Origin of the sequence: Acinetobacter sp. (genome assembly GCF_041911495.1) — a bacterium.
GTDB lineage: Bacteria > Pseudomonadota > Gammaproteobacteria > Pseudomonadales > Moraxellaceae > Acinetobacter.
Genome location: NZ_JAYROT010000062.1, coordinates 1 through 24,322, shown reverse-complemented (window position 1 = coordinate 24,322; position 24,322 = coordinate 1). Strand labels below are relative to the sequence as shown.

Here is a 24,322-nt window from a genome sequence, read left to right as displayed (position 1 = left end):
ACGAGAAAGTGCTGTGGACATGAGAGCAATTGGCTAGCTTTTATATAGCGAACTACAACGAGCTACAAAGATAGGGTTAGATTTTGCAAAGAAGTTTAGTTAAAATAAATTGCTTTACATCTGTATGGCAAACACTTCATGTCACAAGTTACTCAAATGGAAGTCATGATCTCGGCAGACGAGATTCGTGAACGTATCTACGAACTTGCAGCGCAAATCAATCAAGACTATCAAGAGAATAAAAAAGAACTGGTTTTGATTGGTCTATTACGTGGCAGTATCATCTTTATGGCGGATTTGTGCCGTCAGATTGAGATTCCACATGAGCTCGATTTTATGACTGCATCAAGCTACGGCAGTGGTACTTCATCAACTCGTGATGTAAAAATTCTTAAAGACTTAGATGGTCAGATCGCTGGTAAAGATGTATTGATCGTCGAAGATATTATTGACTCAGGCTATACACTAAGCAAAGTCGTGGAAATTATACACACGCGTACGCCGCATAGTATAGAGATTTGTACTCTCATTTCAAAACCATCTCGCCGTGTGATAGACATTCCTGTCAAATATGTGGGCTTTGAAATACCAGATAAGTTCATCGTTGGCTATGGTTTGGACTATGCACAGAAATATCGCCATTTGCCGTATATTGGTCACGTGCTCGGTATTGAGTGATTTTTGTGCACAATATCACAACATAAAGCGCATAAAGTCACTATATATTCTCGCATTTTGTCGATAAATAATAACTAAAATAACGACAAAGGAGAGGCATTATGCTTTCGCTAATTTGGGCTATTATCGTGGGCTTTATTGCGGGTCTGATCGCTCGTGCGCTACATCCAGGTGATGATAAAGCTGGATTTATTGTCACCACCTTACTTGGTATTGGTGGCTCATTGTTGGCGACCTATGGTGGTCGGATGCTCGGGTGGTATTCTGCCAATGAAGCTGCTGGATTTATCGTATCTGTGATCGGCGCTGTGATCGTATTAGCGATTTATAATTTAGTTCGCAAAAAAGTTTAAGCTTCGGCTTAAGCTTTTTGTAGCTTTGGGAAGTTCCAGTTTTTTTAAGTCTACGGTACATCACCTGCTAAGCAACGACGTTTCCCATCTTGGTTAAATGCTTCGAGAATTAAAATCACATTAACCGAATCCCTTGCTGACCTTGCGGTGTGACTTTAAAAATTTCCACCGCAAAAGTAATATTTTTCCCTGCAAGCGGATGATTAAAATCAATCTCGGTAATGTCATCTGCTACAGACATCACTACGCCAAATAGACTAGCTTTGGCTTTATCTTCAAACTCGATCATATGACCGACTTCGGGACGCTGTTCAAACTTCACCGTGTCAAAACGTTGCACATTCTCAGGATTCCATTCACCGAAGGCATCTTCAGGCGGTAGGCTCACGGTACGGCGATCGCCTGCACGTAAGCCGAAGAGCGCTTTTTCAAAACCGGGCAAGAGATTACCATCGCCGATGACCAATGACACAGGCTCATCACGGCTACGGGTATTGTCGATTTCTACGCCATTTTCGATCGCCACAGAAAAGTGCAGTTGCACTTTTGAACCCTCTTCGATGCGGGTTTCGTCATTTGGATTGATAATTTCAGACATAATTTTTCACTGTGATTCACAATAGTTTTTAGACGGTTTCGCCACGGAAATGATCAGGCAGACGGCGTTTGATGACGTTTTTTCTCAAGGAAAAAGGTGTCGATCAATAACAAAATCGTCCCTAAAGTAATCGCACAATCGGCAAGATTAAATACAGGGAAATTCCACGTTTGATAATGCACATGCAAAAAGTCGATCACCACGCCATGTACCTGTTCACCACGATAATTGACCAATTGCGTGGTCAAGCGGTCGATCAAGTTACCCACTGCACCACCCAAAATCAACGCAATCGAGGCCGGCAAAACTTTTAAGGTTTTTGGCATGCGCAGTAACCACACCACAAAAAACACCGACATCACACTCGCCAATACTGTAAAGAAGTAGCGTTGCCAACCGCCTGCATCGGAGAGAAAGCTAAAAGCCGCACCGGGGTTGTATGCCAATGTCCAACTGAAGACTGGCAGGACATTGACACTATTGCCTTCAAAGACCAATTTATCCAGCGCGATTTGTTTGGTGATTTGATCCAAAATGATAGTCAAGATACTTAGTCCTAACCACCAAAAATTCACTGCGTTAAAGCGTAACCAATCTGCTTGCTTAGGCATATTTTCTCTCTTCACCTGCGCCTGATGGCAAGTTGATGATACAACGTGAGCATAATCCCTCATGACCTGCATGGGTATTCACATCAGGGAGCACATGCCAACAACGCACACACTTTTCACCGTCTGCACCCGATACCGCAACACGTAAGCCGTCAATATCAGTGGCTTCACCTTTTGATTCATCAAACGTGTGTACAGCAACTTGTGAAGTGATCAGTACGAAACGTAATTCATTTTCCAAGCGGTCAAGAATGGTTTTTAATGCCTCATCCGCCCAAATATCAACTTTGGCAGAGAGATTTGAACCGACCAATTTGGCATTACGTGCCGCTTCGATTTGCTTATTCACCGCAGATTTGACTTGAATCAGACTTTGCCAATCGGATTCGCTGATTAAGTTCTGCTGGGTTGATTTCGGTAAATCATACCATTCGGCAGTGAACACATATTTTTCTGTTTGCTCAGGAATCAGTTCCCACGCCTCTTGTGCGGTAAAGCTCAAGATCGGACTCATCCAACGCACAAAGGCTTGCACCAAGTGATACAGCGCCGTTTGCGCCGAGCGACGTGCTTGCGAATTGGCTTTGGTGGTGTATTGACGATCTTTGATGATGTCGAGGTAGAAACCACCCAAGTCATTAATACAGAAACTGGTCAGTGCATTGCTCACGACATGGAAATTCATTTCTTCATAGGCTTTGCGAATCGTTGTTTGCACTTCGCTAGCCCGTTGAATGATGTATTGATCTAATGCAATCAACTCATCCATCGGTAGTGCATCACGACTTGGTACAAAACCATTTAGGTTTGCGAGCATAAAACGCAAAGTATTACGAATACGGCGGTAGCTGTCCGATACTCGGTTGAAGATTTCTTTTGAAGCAGCGATTTCATAACGATAGTCGCTCGATGCCACATACAGACGCAGACCATCGGCACCGAGTTGTTTGATGATTTCTTCTAATGGAATGTAATTGCCCAAAGATTTTGACAATTTACGCCCATTTTCATCGACGGTAAAACCGTGTGTCAGCAATGACTTATAGGGCGCATGACCACGCACACCGATACTGGCAAGCAATGAAGTCTGGAACCAGCCACGATGTTGATCCGAACCTTCGAGATACAGATCGGCAGGGCTTTGCAAGTCGTCACGTTGATCCAGCACGGCAAAATGCGTAGTACCAGAATCAAACCACACATCCAAAGTATCACGCACACAGTTGTATTGTTCCGCATCTTCGGCAGATAAGAAGTCTTTGCCGTCACGGTTAAACCATGCGTCAACACCTTCTTGCTCGATCAGCTTTGCGACTTCTTCGATCAACTCAGGCGTGCGGGGATGCAACTCATGGGTGTCCTTTTGCACGAAAAATGGAATCGGCACGCCCCATGTCCGTTGACGAGAGATACACCAATCTGGACGGCCATCGACCATGGATTGCATACGATTTTTACCCCAGTCAGGGATAAATTCGATGTTGTTTTCAATCTCATTCAAAGCGGTTTCACGCATGGCACATTGTTCCATGTTGATGAACCATTGTGGTGTAGCACGGAAGATGATCGGTGTTTTGTGTCGCCAGCAGTGTGGATAGCTGTGAGTGATTTTTTTATGCGCCCATAGACGACCTGTTGCACCGAGTGCCTCGATGATTTTCGGATTGGCTTTATAAATATGCTCACCTGCAAATATAGGCGCAGTCGGTAGATAAACACCATTTGACCCAACAGGATTGTCCACTGCAAGGCGATATTGCAAACCGACTTTATAATCGTCCACGCCATGACCCGGTGCAGTATGTACCGCACCTGTACCACTGCCTGCAGTGACGTGCTCTCCTAGAATGACAGGCACTTGACGTTCAGCGATCAATGGATGTTGTAATAATAAACCTTCGAGTTTATCCCCTGTAAAATCCGCCAAAATTTTTGGGTTTTCCAGTTGATAGCGTTCACATGCGGATGCGACTAATTCTTTCGCTAAAATTAAATTATGTGTTCCACGATCTGATTGCACTTCAACCAATTGATACTCAAGTTCAGCGTGCAATGCCACCGCTTGGTTGGCAGGCAGTGTCCACGGTGTGGTCGTCCAGATCACAATATCGGTTGCTGTGGTGACGGTTACACTGAGTTTCGCTGACAAATCCGCAAGATCAACCACGCCAAATCCAACATCTATAGCATCAGATTTTTTGTCTTCATATTCTACTTCGGCTTCCGCAAGCGCAGAGCCACAGTCCAAACACCAGTTCACTGGTTTTAGACCCGGTTGGATGTGACCATTTTTCTGAATTGCAGCTAATGAACGGACAATATCCGCCTCTTGCTTAAAGTTCATGGTCAGATACGGATTGTCCCAATCACCAAACACACCTAGACGCTTAAAGTCTTTTTTCTGTAATTCCACTTGGCTGAGCGCATATTCACGGCAGGCTTTACGGAAAGTCGTTGCATCGACTTTGACGCCGACTTTACCGATTTTTTCTTCGACTTTCAGCTCGATCGGTAGACCGTGACAGTCCCAACCCGGTACATACGGCGCATCCATGCCGTCCATGACACGGCTTTTTACGATAATATCTTTTAACACTTTATTCACCGCATGACCGAGGTGAATACTGCCGTTTGCGTACGGAGGGCCATCATGCAGAATGTATTTTTTCTTGCCAATTCGAGATGCACGAATCTGCTGATAAATGTCGTCGGCATACCAGTCATCCAACCATTTTGCTTCACGCACCGCCAAGTTGGCTTTCATGGCAAAATCAGTCTGTGGCAAGTTGAGTGTGGCTTTATAATCCACGACATTTTCAGAAGTTTGCTTATCGCTCATGCATCTGTCTTCCAGTTGGGTTGTCAAATCAGTATCACTGATCGTTAAAGATAAATTAGGTCAATGGTGTCAGCGGTTTAAAAAATCAATCGAGTCGTTGTCGTCTCGAAACTTTTTCAATTGCATCACATCATCATCAATACCATCTTGCAAAGCCTGCAACGATGAATAATTTTTTTCGCCGTGTAAATAGTGCAAAAAGGTTACTCGCACCAGCAAACCGTACAGATTAGCAGAAAGTTCAGGGAAATGAACCTCCAATCGCCACTCAGGTGTATCTTGCTCGATCGCAGGGCGTGTACCGACATGACCTGCACCATACAGGCTTTCAGGCAAATAACCTTTAATACCAATTTGATCTGTATTTTGCGTTGCTAAAACTTGTGAAAATGGTTTTTCCAAGCTCTGTACATCGACTGCATAAATGCCACTGAGGCAAGGCTTATGACGATGCAAAGCGACATTAATGGTGGGGAAATTGATGGTGCGACCAATCTGATCACCATACACCACATGCCCAGTAATGCTGTACGGACGACCAAGAAGCTGTGCAGCAAGGGCAAAATCCCCTTGTTGCAACACTTCACGAATGCGGGTTGAGCTGACACGATCGGCATCATGGTTGACAGTATGCAAATTGGTCACGTCAAAACCTTGTTGACGGAGAAAATCACTGTCGCCACTACGGTTTTTACCAAAATGAAAATCATCGCCGAGCACGAGACTTTTGGCATTGAGTTGATGTTTTAATAATTCTGCAAACTCAAGCGCACTCATGCCACGAAAGGCATCATCAAACTTGGCAACGGCAACATAGTCCACGCCAAGCTCAGCCAGTAATTCGACTTTTTCACGTAATGAAGAAATACGAGGCGGTGCGTCACTACCCTGAAAAAATTCTAAAGGCTGTGGTTCAAAGATCATCACCAAGCTGTGTAATTGTTGTGCTTTGGCGACATTATTCAGCTCAGCAATCATCGCCTGATGCCCAAGATGGACACCGTCAAAGTTGCCAATCGTGACAACCGTTGGAGGTAACTGATGGTGAGGAGTCAGCGCATGCAAACGAAGCAGCTTCATAGCCAAAATGAAATCTGAACAATTTAAAGGCGACTATTGTGCCATAAATTGATTGAAAATGTTATGTATCAAAACACACAACAAAATAGATTATTTTTCGAGGCGATAATAAGAGTATTCAACGTTTTTATCTCGATATACATCGTAGCTACGTTGTTTAAAGTCGGACACCCAACTGTTGCCACTATAGCCTGCGATATGACCGTATTTATGTTTTTGCGTACGGTGGATAATATAGATATCACCATCTTGTGGATTGTCAAAAGACGGTTGAATTTGACGATAGCCGATCGTCTTCAAAGTATCGCCCCAGTCTGCGGCTGCTACAGGATGCGATTGAAATTTTGCCCCTGCAGATTGAAATGCCAGACGAATGCTACGAGCGCAACGACTGGTACTGGTCTGACGAGTAATGTTTTTTAATTTATTGGTAAAAGAATCTAAATTGAAAAATTTCGCACTCAAACCACGCGCACCATCAAAAGGTCCAGAATGCTTTTCGGCAGACTCGGCGATCACTTGGACTTGTGGTTGTGTGTTGAAATAAGCGGTGTCGGTTGCGGCATTATCGTAGATCATACAAACATCGTCAATTTTAAGGCGCAGTATAAATAACACACATTTTTTAGAAATGGGAGTAATGTAATAATTTGAAATATTATTACATTACGCACTTGGCATAAAAATTTGCAAAGTGTGATTTTCTTCAAAATATTTCTTCAAATATTCATCGCTATGTAGCGGTTTTGTTTATATCTAATGAATATATGTTTTAAATATGTGTGATTGAACCTAATACACGAAAGCCATTTGCGCCTGTGACGGCAGGTAGATTTCCAGCCTGAGCTTCACAAAAGCGCATCGCAAGCCAAGCAAAAGCGGTTGCTTCCACCCAAATCGGTGCCAACCCAAGCGCATCGGTGGTTTGCACAGACCAGTTGTGCTTGCGCAATCGCCAGCGCAGCTGTTCGAGCAATGTGCCGTTGAACGCACCGCCACCACAGACATAGATTTCACCTGTCGGCATGGTGTCTTTACTACGATAAATGGCCTTTTTAATCGCTCGAGTGGTGAGTTTCATTAAAGTGGCTTGCACATTTTCAGGCTGATCTTCCAGTTCGTCATAGTCAAGATCGTTGCGCCAATCAGCAAGTTGATCATCAAGCCAGTCGATATTGAAGTCTTCTCGCCCTGTGCTTTTTGGTGGTTCTTTAGAAAAATAATCGTGCGCTTGTAGACGATCGAGTAGCGAGCGAATCGGATGACCGTATGCCGCCCAATTGCCATTTTCATCATAAGGCTGACCTGTGTAGCGGTCGCACCACGCATCCATCAAAATATTGGCAGGTCCCGTATCAAAGCCGAAAATTTGCTCGGGTTGACCTGCAGGGAGCATGGTGACATTGGCAATTCCGCCCAAGTTTAAAATCACCCGATGAATATTTTCATGCTGAAATAACACTTGATGAAACGCAGGAACCAGCGGTGCACCTTGACCATTTGCTGCCAAATCACGACTACGAAAATCGTAAACCACAGGAATATTTGTCAGTTCGGTAATAATATGCGCATCGCCAATTTGCAGACTAAAACCACTTTCTGGACGATGGCGAATGGTCTGACCGTGCGAGCCGATGGCTCGGATGTGACTGCGATCCAGTTGGTTGTCTTGGATCAGTTGATTGACACCATTGCCAATCATCTTGCCGAGTGCCACGTGCGCCACCGCCATGCGATCAATTTCATTATCATCAGGCAAGGAGAGTGCCATGAGCTGATCACGCAAATCTTCTTCAAATTTTAAAGTCAAAGTGGCGTGGATCTCTAATGGATTAAAAGATGCAGCAACGAGGTCTAAGCCGTCCATGCTCGTCCCTGTCATCACACCAATATATATTGCACTCATGCCGATCTTTGCCTGCATTTTTCTGAAAAAATGTTAGTATATCGCACAATTTGAAAGTTAGAACGATTAGGTTTTGCTGATGAGCACTTTTCTACCTGCTGAAGAGCAGTTGGCGTTAATCCAACGTGGTACGCATGAGATCATTTCCCAAGATGATTTATTGAAAAAATTGAAACAAAATCGACCGCTACGCATCAAGGCAGGTTTTGATCCAACAGCGCCTGATTTGCATCTTGGTCATACCGTACTCATCAATAAACTGAAAGTATTCCAAGACCTTGGGCATGAAGTGCTATTTTTGATAGGCGACTATACTGCCATGATTGGGGACCCAACAGGGAAAAGTGCGACACGTCCGCCGTTGACCCGTGAGCAAGTCGAAGCCAATGCCAAAACCTATCAAGAACAAGTGTTTAAAATCCTTGATCCTGCCAAAACCAAAGTGGTGTTTAACTCAGAATGGTTTTCAAAACGCTCTGCGGCGGATTTGATTCAATTGGCAAGTCAGCAAACTGTGGCGCGAATGCTTGAACGTGACGACTTCTCAAAACGCTATCAAAGTGAACAACCGATTGCCATTCATGAATTTTTGTATCCATTGGTACAAGGTTATGATTCTGTTGCGATGGAAGCCGATGTTGAGTTAGGCGGTACAGATCAAACCTTTAACTTGCTGATGGGACGTACCTTGCAAGGACGTTATGGGCAAGAGTCGCAAGTCTGTATCACCGTGCCGATCTTAGAAGGTTTGGACGGTGTCAAAAAGATGTCCAAATCGCTTGGTAATTATATCGGTGTATTTGATGCACCGGGTGCGATGTATCAAAAAATCTTGTCGATGCCTGACAGCTTGATTGAGCGCTATTTTGAATTGCTCAGCTTTAAGTCGATGGATGACATCGAAACCTTGCTCAAAGAGATGGCAGAAGGACGTAATCCGCAAGAGATTAAACGTATCTTGGCATTAGAAATTGTTGAGCGTTTCCATGATCGTGAAGCTGCAGAAAATGCGCATAAAAGCGCAGGGAACCGTATTGTCGATGGTGAAGTACCTGAAGATACCCCTGAAGTAGATATTTCACTGTCTGAAAATGGTGGAGAAATCTTTATTGGCTCGATCGTGCGTCTTGCAGGATTGACGAAGAATGCAGCTCAAGCCAAAGATGCAGTCGCTCGTGGCGCAGTCAAAGTAGACAATGAAGTGGTTGATGCTTCGTTTTCGGTCAATGCTCCAAAAACTGTGGTGATCCAAGCAGGGAAAAAAGCCATCGCTCGAGTGAGCTTTGTCAGCTAAAAGATGCCATTTACAACATAACGAATATCGGAAAACGCTACTTTTACAGTGGCGTTTTCTGTTTTAAGCTTTTGAGTTTTAGTGGTCATCAATAAGCGTTTTAAAACAGATTTCACGCACTACTTGATCTACCAAAGATGCGTTGTTATAAACAATTCATGAAAATGCCTAGAACATACATATTATTTTCAAGCATAATGCAGACTTGTCATTTCGATTTTACTTATAAAATGAATCATCAGATCGTTAAGACGTTCATAGCGATCTGAATGTTGTTTAGGGTCTGTTGATATTTCACAGATGCTTGCGACAATGGATGTTTTTTAGGCGATACTAGGAATGAATGAAGAAATTTAGTCATTCTAAATGATTCATTCATAACAACGTAGCGTCAAAAAAGATCCTTGTCCCGAAGGGTTATGGCTAAAATTGCCATAAACTTCGTTATGAAACTTGACAAGGGAGTGACCATTCTCTGCGTTTCATGCCTCGTTTATGTGATTTTAGCCTATAACGCAATGCATGGTTGAAATGGCAACAGACCCTAGTAATCTATCAGATTAAAATATTTGAGGTAAAAACATCATGTCCCTGATCCGAAGGTGGTTTGATCCGATCCGATCGAAATGGTATTTCGACCGTCCGCATCGTCAAGCCGAATTGCCGATAGATCAAGGAATTAGTGCCTATCTGCGCTTGGATGATGTCTACAGTTACCTTGCAGTTCAACAGTTGATACAGCTTGAAGAAATTCTTATTGAAGAGATTCGACCTTTAAAAATTGTCATCTCTACACAAACCGCACCACCACCGCAAGGTATGTCGGTCGAAGCATGGCAACGCTACACCTTAAATGATGCCAAAATCTTGGCAATGCAACATCGCTTCGCCTTTGACGATGTGCCAGAGATGCCGACACAGCAAGCTTTGGATCAAGCGCATACCATTCTTGAGCGCACACCCCTGACAGGGCGTGACTTTTTATATTTGCTTGAAGATATTTTCCATATGTTGTGGAATCAACAATATGGCAAATTAAACATGCTCTATATGATGGCGAAGAATTACCGTCAGCCGAGTGAAGATGCGCAGTTTCGTTTTGATGATACGCCAATATTGACGGCATTTTTTAGCTTTGGTGGGCGGGAATATCAAGCCGTGGACGATTTACTGCGTTTGACACGTCGCTTACAACAACAGAAATTACTCACATCATCGCCAATTTTCCTGATTAATCATATCGAATGGCGTGAGCATCTGATCCAAGATGCCGAAGAGCTGACAGATATACAAGCCATGCAACCTGAGCTTGATTTGTATTTCACCTTAGAAAATCCAATTTCATGGTTATTGCTTGCCTATATCAAAGAAGAATTGGCGAATCTCTACAACATCCACATCAATATTTATCCGCTACCGTATCAAGGGCGTGATTTTTTTGATTGGAGTTTGGCGATGCGACTCTCAAAACGTACAGATGTGGCATTTACGCCATTTTGTCGCCCTGATCAAAATACCGTGATGGCGATGGCAAAGTTATTTTATCAAGTTGAACCTGAGCAACGGGTTGATGCGGTCTTAGAAATGCTACGACTGACATGGACGAAGGGTAAAGATTTAAGCTTGGCAAGCCATCAGCGCAGCGTGTTGATGAATCATCAGATTATTCAGGAAAGTGTTCAAGAAAAAGTTTCAACTGACGAAGTTCATCAGGCTTTACAACTCAATCAACAACACTGTGATGCGCTACAACAGCCGAATCAACCTGTCATGGTATTGCGCATCGCCGAACAAGAGTTTGTTTTCAATAGCTTGTATCGAGTGTGGATGATTGAAAGTATTTTTTCGAATATTTTGCAAAAGAAATATGAAGCAGAATCTGCATCAAATGAGTCCGACTCTGCTGAAAAAGACGTAGAAATTGAATCACAAGATGTTGAATAATTAAGCTATTTATTACTTTAAGAAGGCACACATTTTAATCACGTCAATATTAAAAACGCTCAAGGTCAATGTTCAAAACGCTCAAGACTACGACTGAAATGGTCTAAAATGATAATAAGCTGTCCTTTTCGGCAGTTCTTTTAAATCCTAATGCCTTTGATAATTTCTAATAGAAACTCAAAGTATATTAGGCGAAGCAATGAATGCACCCGCACAGCTTAGTTTGCAGGACGCAACTGCCCATGCAAAAAAGATTGATAAAAAGCGCCGTTGGTGGCTGCTGAGCCCAGGCTTGCCGATGATCGGTGTGGGTATTTTGGCAGGCTATCAGTTTGGTCCAAAATGGACACGTAAGCTGTTTGCGCTCAGCGGTCCGATCGTTCTCCATGCGATCATTCCTGCATTCGATGCCGTGATTGGTAATGATGAAAACAATCCAACCGATGAAGATGTGCAGAGCCTCGTCAAAGATCCGTACTACGATTGTCTGGTCAAAATGTTTATACCGATCCAAATGGCGGCGAATGTCTATGCGGCGTATTTGGTATCACGCAAAGACACGCCGATGCTCGATCGAATTTTACTTGGCATCTCAATGGGTGCGATCAACGGTATTGCAGTGACCACGGCACATGAGCTATCGCATCGTCCGAATAAATCAGATCATATGTTGTCACATGCGACGTTGATGCCATTGTTTTATAACCATTTCCGTGTGGAACATCCATATGGGCATCATAAGCGTGCAGCGACACCTGAAGACCCTGCATCATCACAAATGGGCGAGAGCTTTTACCAATTTTGGCCACGTACCGTATTTGGTGGTATCAAGTCGGGTATTGAGATCGAAGCACGTCGTTTGAAACGTAAAGGTTTACCATTTTTTAGTAAAGACAACGAGTTGCTTCAAGGTTGGGCGATGAGTACAGCGTTCCATGCAGTTTTGATTACAACCTTTGGTACGCAGATCATTCCATATCTTGCTGCGCAAGCGTTCTATGGTATTAGCCTATTTGAAATCATTAATTATATTGAGCACTATGGTCTAAAACGTGAGCAAAAAGAAGATGGTAGCTATGCGCGTACAATGCCTGAGCACAGTTGGAATAATAACAATGTGCTGACCAATCTGTTCCTGTATCAGCTACAACGTCATTCTGATCATCACGCTTATCCGACACGTCCATTCCAAGCGTTGCGTCACTTTGAGGAAGCACCTGAGTTGCCAAGTGGTTATGCGACGATGCTGTTGCCTGCACTGATTCCATCGTGGTGGTTTAAGATGATGGATCAACGTGTGTATGATCATTATCAAGGTGATTTAAACAAAGCCAATATTCATCCGAAACGACGTGCTGAATTAATGCAGAAGTTTAATGTGGTGGATGAAACAGATCATGTTTGATTTTTGAAAAGGCAGGCTTGGAGGTCGGTAGCCCTTGAGACGTTGCACAAAATCACTTTCGCGCGCAAAAGTGATTTTGTGCTTTTAATTTTTTGGATGCTTACGACAACTGATGGGTTTTGGAGATTTACCTATAAAACATCGAGAATAATTTCTGAAATAACTTAACCTGAGTTCGATGAAGTTTGTGTTGCATGTAATTAAAAAGTAAAAGTATTTTAGACAAGGTCTTGCGGTGTATACTCACATTTCGGGATTAACCTTCGGTTCGACTCACTTTTCTTTCGGGAAAAGTAAGCAAAACCATTTGTCAGCCGCAAACTCGGTCATACACTAAAATTTATCCCATACCTTGAAAAACGTCATTTTGCTAAAGCTGTTCTGCCCTCGAACAATGCGACTGACGCTCCCACGAATCAGATAATTTTTACTCATCTTATGTCAAACTGAGGTTACTTAAAATCTACTGCGCATCAATACTTTCACCAGTCACGGCATGACTGTCTTTACCCATGAGGTACAGATATGCAGGCATGATGTCTTCAGGTATCGGCAAGGTTTTTGGATCTTCACTTGGATAAGCTTTGGCACGCATCGCTGTGCGTGTGCCTCCAGGATTGATACAGTTAAAACGAATATTGTCTTGATCAGCAAATTCACGTGCAAAGATTTGGCTTAACGCTTCTACACCAAATTTCGATACAGAATATGCCCCCCATTCTGCACGTGCATCACGACCGACGCCGCTACTGGTAAAGATAATGGATGCGCTGTCAGAGCGTTTTAAAAGAGGCAACAAAGCTTGGGTCAGGACAAAAGGAGCACGCAGATTGACATTGAGCACCTCATCCCACACCTCCGCAGGATAGTTCTCAAGCGTCACTCGCTCACCCAAAATCCCTGCATTATGCAAGATGCCGTCAAGGCGACCAAATTGCTTGTCTAAGGTATGAAACAAGGTGTCATAATCATGTGCAGATGCACTGGATAGTTGCAATGGTAAAATCGCAGGTTGTGGTGCGCCAAGTGCTTCGATCTCATCATAAATAATTTCAAGCTTATTAATACTACGACCATGCAATACCACTGTTGCGCCGTGAAGTGCATAGTTAATCGCTGCGGCACGACCAATACCATCGCCACAACCCGTCACAAGAATGACGCGACCTTTGAGTAAATCAGGATCAGGTTGATAGCTTTTAAAATCCATGCGGAACCTCTAGTGGTATGGGTAATTCATTGTAGAAATTGTTGAATAGATCATTTTATTTATCGGTCAAAGCACATGCAAAGTCAAAGGATATTTGTTAATGACTTTGCACTACTTTTACCTTTCAAATGTATTGATTAACCAATGACAGTACTAAATCAGATAACTCAGCAACATCTTGCACAATATAATCTGCACCCCACGCTTCCAAGTCATCTGCTGACTCAGGTGGAAGATAGCCATAGGCAGCCAGTATCGTTGGCATATTGGCATTTTTCCCTGCATCAATATCACGAGGATGATCACCGACATAGATGATTTGCTCTGCGTCGATATTGAGCTGTGATGCAGCAAGAAACATTGGCTCTGGATCAGGTTTGGTATTTTTGACATCATCAGGACAAACCAAGACCGCACAACGCTCAGTCAGATTCAGGGCTTTGAGTAAGGCTTCACTGAGTCCACGAGGTTTATTGGTGACAATGCCCCACGGAATACTGCGCTGTTCAAGCTGAATGAGTAGTTCATCCATCCCCTCAAATAGCATGGTATCCACTGCAATATCTGCACCGTAGCGATCAAGGAAAGCTTGACGGAGTTCTAGAAATCTAGGATCGGTAACTTCTAACTCAGGGTAGACCAAACGCACCATAGCACGAGCACCTTCAGACACTTGAGTGCGAATGCGTTCGGCAGATACGACCTCAACACTACCTTCACGGCACATGGCTTGAATGATGCGAATAAAGTCTGCTGCTGTGTCGATCAAGGTGCCATCAAGGTCGAATAAAACCGCTTTGATCATGCCTCGTTACCTACTTGAGATGTTTTGCTTTTTTCAGCAGTTTTATTTGATGCTTTTTCAGTAGATGTGGCTACAGCAGGCTTGACCGTGTGCACCATATAGTTGACATCGACATTCGGAGCAAGCCAATAGTATTTGGTCAGTGGGTTGTAATGCAGTCCGGTCATGGCTTTGAGTTCCAAACCTGCACCACGAATCGCACCTGCCAATTCAGAAGGGCGAATGAATTTGTGATAATCATGCGTACCACGAGGCAACATGCGAAGTACATACTCCGCACCGATAATCGCAAATAGGTACGACTTCGGATTACGGTTGATGGTTGAGAAGAATACATGACCATCGGGCTTCACTAAATCAAAGCAGGCTTTTACGATAGACGCAGGATCAGGCACATGTTCGAGCATCTCCATACAGGTCACGACATCATATTGACCTGCCTGTTCTAATGCGAGTTGTTCAACTGGAATTTGCTTATACTCGATATTATTTACACCTTCTTGCTCGGCATGGATACGTCCAACCGCAAGCGGTGCTTCACCCATATCAATACCGAGTACAGAACCTGCACGACGTGCCATACTTTCCGCCAGAATACCACCACCACAGCCGACATCGAGAATCTTCTTGCCTGTGAGTCCACCAGACTTTTCATCAATCCAATTTAGACGTAGCGGATTGATCTGATGCAAAGGGCGAAATTCGGAGTGTTGATCCCACCATTTATCTGCCAAAGCTTCAAATTTGGCGATCTCTTGGGCATCGACATTGGGTGTGGTCATATCTCAGTACCTTTGGGAAAATGGAAAATTATTCTATAAATAAACGGATTATCCTAGCTTAGCTTAGAATACCAGTGAAGAACATTATTAATCGTAATCAACGAACAAAAATCTGTTCACAGATTAAAACGATTCGTCCCTATTTACTCTATATTTATTTTATTTAATATCCTTTATAGTGTGAACACTTAAAAAATTATTCAAGATGATGAGGACGTATAGACCAATGAAAAAGCTTGCTTTAACGGTAATGTCTGCTGCAGTGATGACAGTTTCAGGAATGACGTTTGCCGCAGAACAATTTATCGAAGGAAGAGATTATAAATTGGCACCAAAAGTAGGCAAAGTGGACGTTGCTGGCAAGATCGAGGTGCGTGAGTTTTTTTGGTATGGTTGTGGACACTGCTACAGCCTAGAGCACCCAATGCAAAAATGGCTTCGCAAATTGCCAAAAGACGTAAACTTTGTGCGTACACCTGCGGCGATGAATCCAGTTTGGGAGCAAAATGCACGTGGTTACTATGTATCTGAAGCATTGAAAATCCGTCGTAAAGCGCATATCCCATTATTTGATGCGATCCACAAAGGTGGTCAACAGATTTTTGATCAAGCATCTTTGGCGCAGTTCTATACCAAATATGGTGCAGATACCAAGAAATTTAACAGCTTGTTCAATTCATTCGCGATCACAGGCAAAATCAACAAAGCCAAAAACTTGGCAATGCATTATCAATTGACAGGTGTACCTGCGGTAGTTGTCAATGGTAAGTACATCGTGCATGGTGATAGTCAACGTGTTATTCAAGTCGTGAATTATTTGGTCAACAAAGAACGCCAAGGCATGAAGAAAGCATCGTAATAGATGATTTAAAAGTGCTTAGTTTTAAAAAGCTCGAAATAGTTCGGGCTTTTTTATGCACAAATTTTCGGTGAGGTTCTAATTTGAAAATAGAAATGCTGTTTTATTCAGCACTTTGCCAATTTTCAATGCCACGGAACAGTAATCTTACCTGTACCGTCACTTGATCAATATATTGCTGTTGCTCTGTTTCGAGCTGTGGTGAGCTCAGATTTTCACGCATATTGCGCCACGTCATCGCCCAAGTAAATGATAAGTTGATCAAAATGGTCGAGATCACCATCAAGTCTTCAGCACTTTCCACATGTTTAAAACTGGTACTTTCCGTCAGATCATTACCCAGTCCTGCGATCAAAATATCAATTTCATTGGCAATTTCTTGGCGTACTGCAAGTGATCCGCCCCAACGCTCAGCAATAAAGAATAACCAATCTTGCGGGCTTTCATCCACGGCTTTAAAAAATAATTCGATACTGCTACGCGTTTTGGCATTTTGTTGAATGAAATAACCCTGACGTAGTTGCAATATGACTTCTCTTAAACGCAAAGAAACTTGTTCGACCAAGTTGCAACCGAGCTGATCCATATCTTCAAAATGACGATAAAACGCCGTTGGTACTAAACCAACCTCACGAGCGATTTCACGCAAGCTAATGGTGCTAAATGAACGCCCTGATGTGCTGAGCTTAAGTGCTGCATCAAGCAAAGCTTGGCGACTTTGTTGTTTGCGTTCATCACGAATCGACATGGATTAAACTCAAAAAATGCAATAAAGACATATGGAAAGCCACAGTCTAGCAAAAAAGAAGAAATTGACCTAAAAAAATTCAGTGTACAAGTGCTGACTTAAATTAAAACTGCAGATATAGTGCACACATGTTCTCTTAGAGTACATATGTTCACTCAATAAAAACCAGCAGCAAAGAGGAACGCGAGCATGAACACAGCAGTAACTCACGTAGCAATATCTAACACATCTTATCAACCACATTGGATCAAAGAAGACTTTGTCGACTTTGTCCTAGCACAGTTCAACCCACTATGGTCGTTGCGCAAAATCAAAACCTCGATCATTGCACGTCAAACTTTGGGCAATGATATGTACAAAGTGGTTTTGGCAGACAATCCAAAATTCAAAAGTCAATGGCAAGCAGGGCAGTCAGTCTTAGTCACTGTGCAAGTGCATGGTGTGCATCATCAACGTAGTTACTCGATTGTTGATAATGATGCCAAAGGTCAAATTGTTTTAGGTATTAAAGCACAAGGTTTGGTTTCAGACTATCTCTGCAAATCCGCAGATGACATCGTGGTGGAAATCTCTCAAGTGCAAGGCGATTTTGTTCTACATCATGGCAAAGCATCCGCATTGATGATTGCATCAGGCAGCGGTATTACGACGATCTATGCAATGGTGAAGCAAGCCATTGCACAAAACCTTGAATCAATACATTTGATTTATTTCAACCGTGCGCCAGTGTTCCACGTGGAACTTGAGCACTTGAGTCAGCAGTATCCACAGTTTCATTATCACTTCATTGATACAAGTAGCTCTAAACAGTATTTAGATGAAGCTTTATTGACAGAGCGGTGCGCAGATTGGAAATCTATCAATACTTATATCTGTGGTTCAACACCGTTGATGAAAAGTGCAAAAGCCATTTTTGCAATGCATGATATTTCAAATCAGTTGCATAGTGAATACTTTCAACCATGTGTAGACGATAGTGCAACAGAGCAACCGATTACCTTCCGCCGAGCACAGCGTGACTTCATCGCCACCAAAACACTTTTGGAAAGTGCTGAAGATGCAGGACTTCGCCCAACTTCAGGTTGTCGTATGGGGATCTGTAATAGTTGCACGTGTACTAAAGTCAGTGGTGTCACTAAGAACATTATCACAGGTGAAATTGATCAAATTGACAATCAACAGATTAAATTGTGTGTCAGTCAGGCGCTAAGCCCTGTCACCATTGATCTTTAATCCATTTATTTCAATCCTAGAAAAACAAATACGAGGAAAATAGCCATGAATACAGCAGTGAAATTTCCGTTAAATAGCAAATCAAAATATTTAACAGCAGACCAAATCGAAGCATTTGGTGCCAAGATTGATGCCATTTGCCAAGAGGTGATGGACGATTTAGGCGAGAAAGACGCAAAATATATTTACAAAGTCCGTAACTTTGTGCGTTATACCGAGATCGCATCACGTGGCATGTTGATGTTTGCAGGGTGGTTACCACCTGTGTGGTTACTTGGCACAAGCATGTTGGGGGTGTCTAAGATCGTTGAAAATATGGAGCTTGGTCACAATGTCATGCACGGCCAATATGACTGGTTGAATGATGACAGCTTGCGTGGCAAAGACTTTGACTGGGATAATGTTTGCACTGGTGATGATTGGCGACATACGCACAATTATATTCATCATACCTATACCAATATTGTCGGTATGGATCACGATGTCGGCTATGGCTTGCTTAGGGTCAGTGACGAGCAGGCTTGGGAGCCACGCTTTTTATGGAATATTCCTTTGGCGATTCAATTGATGGTGTTCTTCGAGTGGTATGTGGGTGTGCAAAACTTACATTTAGAAGATGCCATTGCGTATAAAACCAAAACATGGGCGCAAGTTTGGCAGGATTCGGCGAATTTCCGTAATAAAGCCACACGTCAAATCTTGAAGGACTATGTATTTTTCCCTGTCATTGCCACAGTAAACTTTATTCCTGTACTTACAGCCAATGCAACAGCGAATATTATCCGTAACCTATGGTCATCGGCAGTGATTTTTAATGGTCACTTTACCGAAGATGCAGAAAACTTTGAGCCAGATAACACAGCGACTGAAACACGTGCAGAGTGGTATTTACGCCAAATCCGTGGTTCAAGTAACTTCACAGGAGGCAAATGGATGCACTTTTTAAGTGGTAATTTGAGTCATCAGATTGAGCATCGCTTATTCCCCGATATGCCTGCCAATCGTTATCAGGAAGTTGCACCAAAAGTTCGTGCTGTGTGCGAAGAGTTTGGTGTCAACTACAACAGTGCAAGTTTTAATGCACAGTTTGCGACAGTGTGGACTCGATTGGCAAAAATGTCTGTATCAAATAAAGATGAACGCCAGCAATGGAAAGCTGAGGTTCAAAACAAATTTAAAGCTCGTTTTGGGAAGTTGTTGTCAAAATAACTGAAGTAAGTGCTTCAAATTTAAATCAAAAATTTCGTTTCTTGCATGGAGCTAGTAGGTGTGTTCGCTAGCTCTTTTTTTCGCTAAAATAAGTAAACTTCTTCAAACTGTATAAATTTCAATATGTCAGAAAAAATTCTATTTATTCATGGCTTTGCATCAGTTGGTCATGGTGTGAAATCTTTGCAACTCAAACAATGGTTTGGTAATGATGTTTTTGCACCTGATCTGAATCATCGACCGCTTAGTGATTTGAATGATTTATCCGCACTGATAAAAAAAGAACAGATCACCACGATCGTCGGTAGTTCGCTGGGCGGGTTTTATGGGCTATTACTTGCCATGCAATTTCCTGTGAAATTGGTGCTGATTAATCCTGCTTTACAATCTCCGCACACCTTACAGAAATATATTGGTACGGTGACACGTTATAATGGTGAGCAATTTACATGGTCACAGCAACAGGTCGATGAGCTCCAGCAATTATCTGCACAGTTATCTTCTGCATCGTTCCAACAGCTTGATCAGTCTAAGATATTGATGCTATTGGCAAAGCAGGATGAGGTCTTAGACTATCAGATTGCGATCGACACTTTGCCGAAAGCCAACATCATTGTCGATGAGTTTGAGGATCATCGTTTTGCCGATAATGGCAAGTATCGACAACAGATTGAAACTTTTATTAAACGCTGATGCCTGTAAATGGCTAGGCTTTGTCATATTCGGTTGTTATACTTTTGCCTCAAGCCCTGAGCAAACTGTGCTATTAATTTGTTTCCTCAAAATTTCCCAAATATTTTTAAACCATTTTTATAAGGATCGACCATGCGCATAGATCAACGTGCTGAAAACCAACTCCGCCCAATCAAAATCACACGCAACTATACACGCTATGCAGAAGGTTCGGTTTTGGTCGAGTTTGGGCATACCAAAGTGCTTTGTACTGCGAGCATTGAGAACAGCGTGCCTCGCTTCCTCAAAGGTCAGGGACAAGGTTGGGTCACTGCGGAATATGGTATGTTGCCACGTTCGACGCATACTCGTTCGGACCGTGAAGCAGCACGTGGTAAGCAAAGCGGTCGTACTCAAGAGATTCAACGCCTAATTGGTCGTAGCCTACGTGCGATGGTGGATCTGAAAAAGCTCGGTGAAAATACTATTACTATTGACTGTGATGTGATCCAAGCGGACGGTGGTACACGTACAGCGTCGATCACAGGTGCGGCAGTTGCATTGATTGATGCGATGAATGTATTGCTAGAAAAGAAAAAAATTAAAAATGATCCGCTGAAAGGGTTAGTCGCTGCGGTATCTGTGGGTATCCATAATGGCGAAGCATTACTAGATCTAAATTATGATGAAGATTCAACGTGTGAAACAGACTTGAATGTGGTGATGACCCAGTCAGGTGAATTTATCGAAATCCAAGGTACAGCCGAAGAAAAACCATTTACTCGTGAACAAGCCAATCAAATGTTGGCATTGGCGGAAGAAGGGATTAAACAGCTTGTTGAGGAACAACAAAAAGCTTTAGGTTGGTAATTTCCTTTTTTAATTTAGATCAACACCGAAGACAACAAATGCCACAAGATTGTGGCATTTTTTGATGATAAAGTTCTTCTGTAATAGGTTTTATGATTCCACTTTTAATAGCTGTACATCGAAGATCAAAGCACTATTTGGCGGGATATTTGCACCTGCACCTGTTTCACCATAAGCCAATTTTGCAGGGATGAATAAACGATATTGATCGCCTTCTTGCATGAGCTGCAAACCTTCTTGCCAACCTGCAATGACTTTATTGAGTGGAAAAGAGATTGGTTGATCACGTGCGATGGAGCTATCAAATACTGTGCCGTCGATCAAACGACCTTCATAATGCACAAGTACTTTACTGGTTGCTGATGGTTTTTTACCAGAACCTTGCTTGACGATCTGATACTGCAAGCCTGATTCGGTCACTTTAATGCCTGATTTTTTGGCATTATCCGCAAGGAAAGATTGTCCTTGAGTCAGGTTTTTATCAGCAAGTTTTTTGAATTCGACCAACTCAGCTGCTTCAGATTTTTTCTTATATTGATTTAAAATGCTGATCATCTGTTCATTGCTCAGCGACGATTCTTTACCTTCGAAGCCCTGTTTGAAACCTTCAAAAAAGCTATCCAAATCTAAGTCATCTAAGGCATTACTGTTTGAACGACCGACTAAATAGCCAAAACTATAACCGGCTTGAACACGTTCACTACTCTTTTCTGTTACTTTCTCTGCTGCAAAGCTTTGGCCTGCGATGAGCATGAGGCTTACTAAGGCAATTTTTTTCATCATTATTCCAACTTTTTTGTTTCACCGACACAACTTGATTCTATTGGATGTCGTTTAGCTGTTTTTAGCAAGTGCTACATGCTTTAAGCTTATAGCCAAACGGAGAACCACTTTGACATCACATTACAATAATTTATTGTACTGGTTGTATGTTTTTGTAATAGAAAATCAATATGATATACTTATAATCAGCAATAAAAAAAGCCCGCAAATAATGAAGGCTTATTGACGATAAAATTCAAATTACATCACTTTGATGAGCTGTACCTTGAAGATCAAAGTGCTGTTTGGTGGAATAGGGCCTTTGCCTTGCACACCATAACCAAGCTCAGAAGGAATGTAGAAGGTATATACAGCACCTTCTTTCATCAATTGTAAACCTTCAGTCCAACCAGGAATGACTTGATTTAAACCGAACTCGACAGGTTCTCCACGCGCAAAAGAACTGTCGAAGATTTGATCATTAAGCAACTTGCCTTCGTAATGGACACGGACGGTATCTGTGGCTTTCGGTTGCTTGCCAGAGCCTTCTTTATCAACGGTGTACTGTAAGCCTGAAGCAGTCGTTTTGACATTTGGTTTACTACCGTTATCTTTTAAGAAAGCGACATCAGCAGATGCGTCTGGCGCAGGCATTTGAGTTACGGCTTGCTCAGCAGGTACCGCAGCATTTTGTTGAGCAGCAATAAACTCTTGATAAGCAACTTTGACTTCATCTTCCGTCATTGGGAAAGTTTCTTTGCTATGTCCCGCTTTTGCACCCGCAGAAAAAGCATTCACATCCAACTCAGGTGGCGTCATTTGACTCGTTACTTCATAACCAAGTACATAGCTAATTTTTTCAACTGCAGACGCTGATTCAGGATTAAATGTTGCTGAATGAGAGCTCGCCTGAAATCTTGCAGGATCTTTGCTTGCCATATATACAGGTACCATAGCGGCACCACCAATGACAGCTGCAACAACGATGGGTAAAGCTTTACTCATAAGATATCCGTAGGACAGAAAATAAAACAAAGGTGTGATAAGTTTAACAGATAATTTGCCTTTTAAATGCTGTATTATCATAAACCTGTACAAAAAATTATACAGATGTAAGGTAGAACGTCCTTTAAATTAAGCTTTCGAAAATCAATCGTTGAAAATCATAGATTGTTTCAATCCTTTCCTAAGAAATTAAATGAGGAAACTCGACAAGGAATCTCAAAATGAAAATGCAACACCTACTCTTAGCAACAACACTTTTATTCGCTACACAAATGAGCTTGGCAGCAACGCAAGTCACGATGAAAACCTCAATGGGCGACATTCAAATCGAACTCGATGATGAAAAAGCGCCAATCAGTACAAAGAACTTTGTGCAATATGTAAAGACAGGTTTTTATAAAGGCACGATATTTCATCGTGTTATTCCAGGATTTATGATTCAAGGTGGTGGATTTACGGCAGAAATGCAGCAAAAAGAAACCAATGCACCGATCAAAAATGAAGCAAAAAATGGTTTGAAGAATACCCGAGGCACGATCGCAATGGCACGTACAGGTGTGGTGGATTCGGCAACTAGTCAATTTTTTATCAATTTGGTTGATAATAGTATGCTTGATCATGGTGCGCGTGATTATGGCTATGCGGTATTCGGCAAAGTGACCAAAGGCATGGATATCGTCGATAAAATTGCCAAACAACCAACGATCCGTAAAGGCATGCACGCAAATGTACCGGCACAGACCATTATCATTCGTGATGTAAAAGTGACTAAAACCAAATAAAATGCACAACAAATGGGCATAAAATGATAATTTGCTCAAAAAAGGCACAAGCATTGCAAAAAAGTTGCATAAAGGGCTTGTGTCAGCAAATTATTTACATATAATGCGCACATCCCAACGCAATTGATCGGAACGTCACTTAGGGTGATGTGAGTATTTTATTGCGTTGCGTTTTTATCGACGAGATAAAAACATGATCATTAAGAGTTAAAGAAGAACAACTTGTGTGGATTTTTACTGGTTGATTGATCGAATATATATTCATTGATTGAATTGGTAGAAATTACTCGAAGTTTATTTGAGCGAATTTTTAGTCAGTAAGGTTAATGAGCCAGAATTGTGACCTTAAGTCACTGAATGATATTAAACTGAAGAGTTTGATCATGGCTCAGATTGAACGCTGGCGGCAGGCTTAACACATGCAAGTCGAGCGGGGAAATATAGCTTGCTATATGACCTAGCGGCGGACGGGTGAGTAATGCTTAGGAATCTGCCTATTAGTGGGGGACAACATTTCGAAAGGGATGCTAATACCGCATACGCCCTACGGGGGAAAGCAGGGGATCTTCGGACCTTGCGCTAATAGATGAGCCTAAGTCGGATTAGCTAGTTGGTGGGGTAAAGGCCTACCAAGGCGACGATCTGTAGCGGGTCTGAGAGGATGATCCGCCACACTG

The 24,322-nt window shown here is 42.5% G+C and carries 22 protein-coding genes, 1 rRNA gene and 1 pseudogene; 12 read left to right on the top strand and 12 right to left on the bottom strand.

What is annotated here, in order from left to right; translation table 11 throughout:
* Positions 1–138 precede the first annotated feature (138 nt).
* Together hpt and ACE3PQ_RS08195 are read left to right on the top strand one after the other, a co-directional pair.
* Positions 139–678: a hypoxanthine phosphoribosyltransferase gene (gene hpt / locus ACE3PQ_RS08200; RefSeq protein ID WP_322111815.1), complete on the top strand. Its 540-nt coding sequence runs from the start codon at positions 139–141 to the stop codon at positions 676–678.
* Between the two features lie 101 nt (positions 679–779).
* The gene (locus ACE3PQ_RS08195; RefSeq protein ID WP_241571934.1) at positions 780–1,031 is read left to right on the top strand and encodes a GlsB/YeaQ/YmgE family stress response membrane protein; all 252 of its coding nucleotides are present in this window, start codon (positions 780–782) and stop codon (positions 1,029–1,031) included.
* A 115-nt stretch (positions 1,032–1,146) separates the two neighbouring features.
* Here ACE3PQ_RS08195 and ACE3PQ_RS08190 read toward each other — a convergent pair whose 3' ends face one another.
* The 6 genes from ACE3PQ_RS08190 to ACE3PQ_RS08165 all read right to left on the bottom strand — a co-directional run bounded on the left by ACE3PQ_RS08190 (position 1,147) and on the right by ACE3PQ_RS08165 (position 8,065).
* Complete coding sequence (locus ACE3PQ_RS08190; RefSeq protein ID WP_374296805.1) at positions 1,147–1,629, bottom strand: peptidylprolyl isomerase; 483 nt, start codon at positions 1,627–1,629, stop codon at positions 1,147–1,149.
* A 53-nt stretch (positions 1,630–1,682) separates the two neighbouring features.
* Complete coding sequence (gene lspA, locus ACE3PQ_RS08185) at positions 1,683–2,240, bottom strand: signal peptidase II (protein WP_374296803.1); 558 nt, start codon at positions 2,238–2,240, stop codon at positions 1,683–1,685.
* Complete coding sequence (gene ileS, locus ACE3PQ_RS08180) at positions 2,233–5,079, bottom strand: isoleucine--tRNA ligase (RefSeq protein WP_374296802.1); 2,847 nt, start codon at positions 5,077–5,079, stop codon at positions 2,233–2,235. The genes lspA and ileS overlap by 8 nt, the downstream gene beginning before the upstream one ends.
* A 69-nt stretch (positions 5,080–5,148) precedes the next feature.
* Entirely contained in the window at positions 5,149–6,159 is a 1,011-nt protein-coding gene (ribF, locus tag ACE3PQ_RS08175; RefSeq protein ID WP_374296801.1) for a riboflavin biosynthesis protein RibF, read from the bottom strand.
* Positions 6,160–6,249: 90 nt separating this feature from the next.
* Positions 6,250–6,738: a hypothetical protein gene (locus ACE3PQ_RS08170; protein ID WP_374296800.1), complete on the bottom strand. Its 489-nt coding sequence runs from the start codon at positions 6,736–6,738 to the stop codon at positions 6,250–6,252.
* Between the two features lie 193 nt (positions 6,739–6,931).
* Positions 6,932–8,065 (bottom strand): anhydro-N-acetylmuramic acid kinase, encoded by a 1,134-nt coding sequence (locus ACE3PQ_RS08165; RefSeq protein ID WP_374296798.1) that lies wholly within the window; start codon positions 8,063–8,065, stop codon positions 6,932–6,934.
* 79 nt (positions 8,066–8,144) lie between these two features.
* Here ACE3PQ_RS08165 and tyrS point away from each other — a divergent pair, with 79 nt between their 5' ends.
* The 3 genes from tyrS (at position 8,145) to ACE3PQ_RS08150 (ending at position 12,708) form a co-directional block, all read left to right on the top strand.
* On the top strand, positions 8,145–9,359 hold the full coding sequence (tyrS, locus tag ACE3PQ_RS08160) for a tyrosine--tRNA ligase (RefSeq protein ID WP_374296797.1): 1,215 nt from the start codon (positions 8,145–8,147) through the stop codon (positions 9,357–9,359).
* Between the two features lie 585 nt (positions 9,360–9,944).
* Positions 9,945–11,303: a hypothetical protein gene (locus ACE3PQ_RS08155; protein WP_374296795.1), complete on the top strand. Its 1,359-nt coding sequence runs from the start codon at positions 9,945–9,947 to the stop codon at positions 11,301–11,303.
* A 199-nt stretch (positions 11,304–11,502) separates the two neighbouring features.
* On the top strand, positions 11,503–12,708 hold the full coding sequence (locus ACE3PQ_RS08150; RefSeq protein WP_374296793.1) for an alkane 1-monooxygenase: 1,206 nt from the start codon (positions 11,503–11,505) through the stop codon (positions 12,706–12,708).
* 463 nt (positions 12,709–13,171) lie between these two features.
* Here ACE3PQ_RS08150 and ACE3PQ_RS08145 read toward each other — a convergent pair whose 3' ends face one another.
* The 3 genes and pseudogenes from ACE3PQ_RS08145 to ubiG form a co-directional block, all read right to left on the bottom strand.
* Complete coding sequence (locus tag ACE3PQ_RS08145; RefSeq protein WP_374296791.1) at positions 13,172–13,918, bottom strand: YciK family oxidoreductase; 747 nt, start codon at positions 13,916–13,918, stop codon at positions 13,172–13,174.
* Between the two features lie 124 nt (positions 13,919–14,042).
* Positions 14,043–14,720, bottom strand: a complete 678-nt coding sequence (locus ACE3PQ_RS08140; protein ID WP_374296880.1) for an HAD family hydrolase — start codon at positions 14,718–14,720, stop codon at positions 14,043–14,045.
* A gap of 86 nt (positions 14,721–14,806) precedes the next feature.
* Positions 14,807–15,505: pseudogene (gene ubiG, locus ACE3PQ_RS08135) on the bottom strand (bifunctional 2-polyprenyl-6-hydroxyphenol methylase/3-demethylubiquinol 3-O-methyltransferase UbiG); the annotation flags it as partial.
* Positions 15,506–15,731: 226 nt separating this feature from the next.
* Between ubiG and ACE3PQ_RS08130 the strand changes: the two are divergent.
* Positions 15,732–16,364, top strand: coding sequence for a thiol:disulfide interchange protein DsbA/DsbL (locus ACE3PQ_RS08130; RefSeq protein ID WP_374296789.1), 633 nt, complete (start codon positions 15,732–15,734; stop codon positions 16,362–16,364).
* A gap of 103 nt (positions 16,365–16,467) precedes the next feature.
* Here ACE3PQ_RS08130 and ACE3PQ_RS08125 read toward each other — a convergent pair whose 3' ends face one another.
* The gene (locus ACE3PQ_RS08125) at positions 16,468–17,112 is read right to left on the bottom strand and encodes a TetR family transcriptional regulator (RefSeq protein ID WP_374296787.1); all 645 of its coding nucleotides are present in this window, start codon (positions 17,110–17,112) and stop codon (positions 16,468–16,470) included.
* Between the two features lie 189 nt (positions 17,113–17,301).
* On the opposite strand from ACE3PQ_RS08125, the gene ACE3PQ_RS08120 reads away from it, so the two are divergent.
* From ACE3PQ_RS08120 to rph, 4 genes are all read left to right on the top strand, one after another.
* Complete coding sequence (locus tag ACE3PQ_RS08120; protein ID WP_374296785.1) at positions 17,302–18,345, top strand: flavin reductase family protein; 1,044 nt, start codon at positions 17,302–17,304, stop codon at positions 18,343–18,345.
* Positions 18,346–18,390: 45 nt separating this feature from the next.
* Entirely contained in the window at positions 18,391–19,554 is a 1,164-nt protein-coding gene (locus ACE3PQ_RS08115) for a fatty acid desaturase (RefSeq protein WP_374296783.1), read from the top strand.
* A 123-nt stretch (positions 19,555–19,677) separates the two neighbouring features.
* Entirely contained in the window at positions 19,678–20,247 is a 570-nt protein-coding gene (locus tag ACE3PQ_RS08110; RefSeq protein ID WP_374296781.1) for a YqiA/YcfP family alpha/beta fold hydrolase, read from the top strand.
* Between the two features lie 132 nt (positions 20,248–20,379).
* Positions 20,380–21,096 (top strand): ribonuclease PH, encoded by a 717-nt coding sequence (gene rph, locus ACE3PQ_RS08105; protein ID WP_298893732.1) that lies wholly within the window; start codon positions 20,380–20,382, stop codon positions 21,094–21,096.
* A gap of 90 nt (positions 21,097–21,186) precedes the next feature.
* Here the strand turns inward: rph and ACE3PQ_RS08100 are convergent, their stop codons facing one another.
* Both ACE3PQ_RS08100 and ACE3PQ_RS08095 read right to left on the bottom strand, forming a co-directional pair.
* The gene (locus ACE3PQ_RS08100; protein ID WP_374296780.1) at positions 21,187–21,876 is read right to left on the bottom strand and encodes an FKBP-type peptidyl-prolyl cis-trans isomerase; all 690 of its coding nucleotides are present in this window, start codon (positions 21,874–21,876) and stop codon (positions 21,187–21,189) included.
* Between the two features lie 243 nt (positions 21,877–22,119).
* On the bottom strand, positions 22,120–22,863 hold the full coding sequence (locus tag ACE3PQ_RS08095) for an FKBP-type peptidyl-prolyl cis-trans isomerase (RefSeq protein WP_374296778.1): 744 nt from the start codon (positions 22,861–22,863) through the stop codon (positions 22,120–22,122).
* Positions 22,864–23,090: 227 nt separating this feature from the next.
* On the opposite strand from ACE3PQ_RS08095, the gene ACE3PQ_RS08090 reads away from it, so the two are divergent.
* Both ACE3PQ_RS08090 and ACE3PQ_RS08085 read left to right on the top strand, forming a co-directional pair.
* The gene (locus ACE3PQ_RS08090) at positions 23,091–23,645 is read left to right on the top strand and encodes a peptidylprolyl isomerase (RefSeq protein ID WP_374296879.1); all 555 of its coding nucleotides are present in this window, start codon (positions 23,091–23,093) and stop codon (positions 23,643–23,645) included.
* 365 nt (positions 23,646–24,010) lie between these two features.
* Positions 24,011–24,322: ribosomal RNA gene (locus ACE3PQ_RS08085) — 16S ribosomal RNA — on the top strand; the annotation flags it as partial.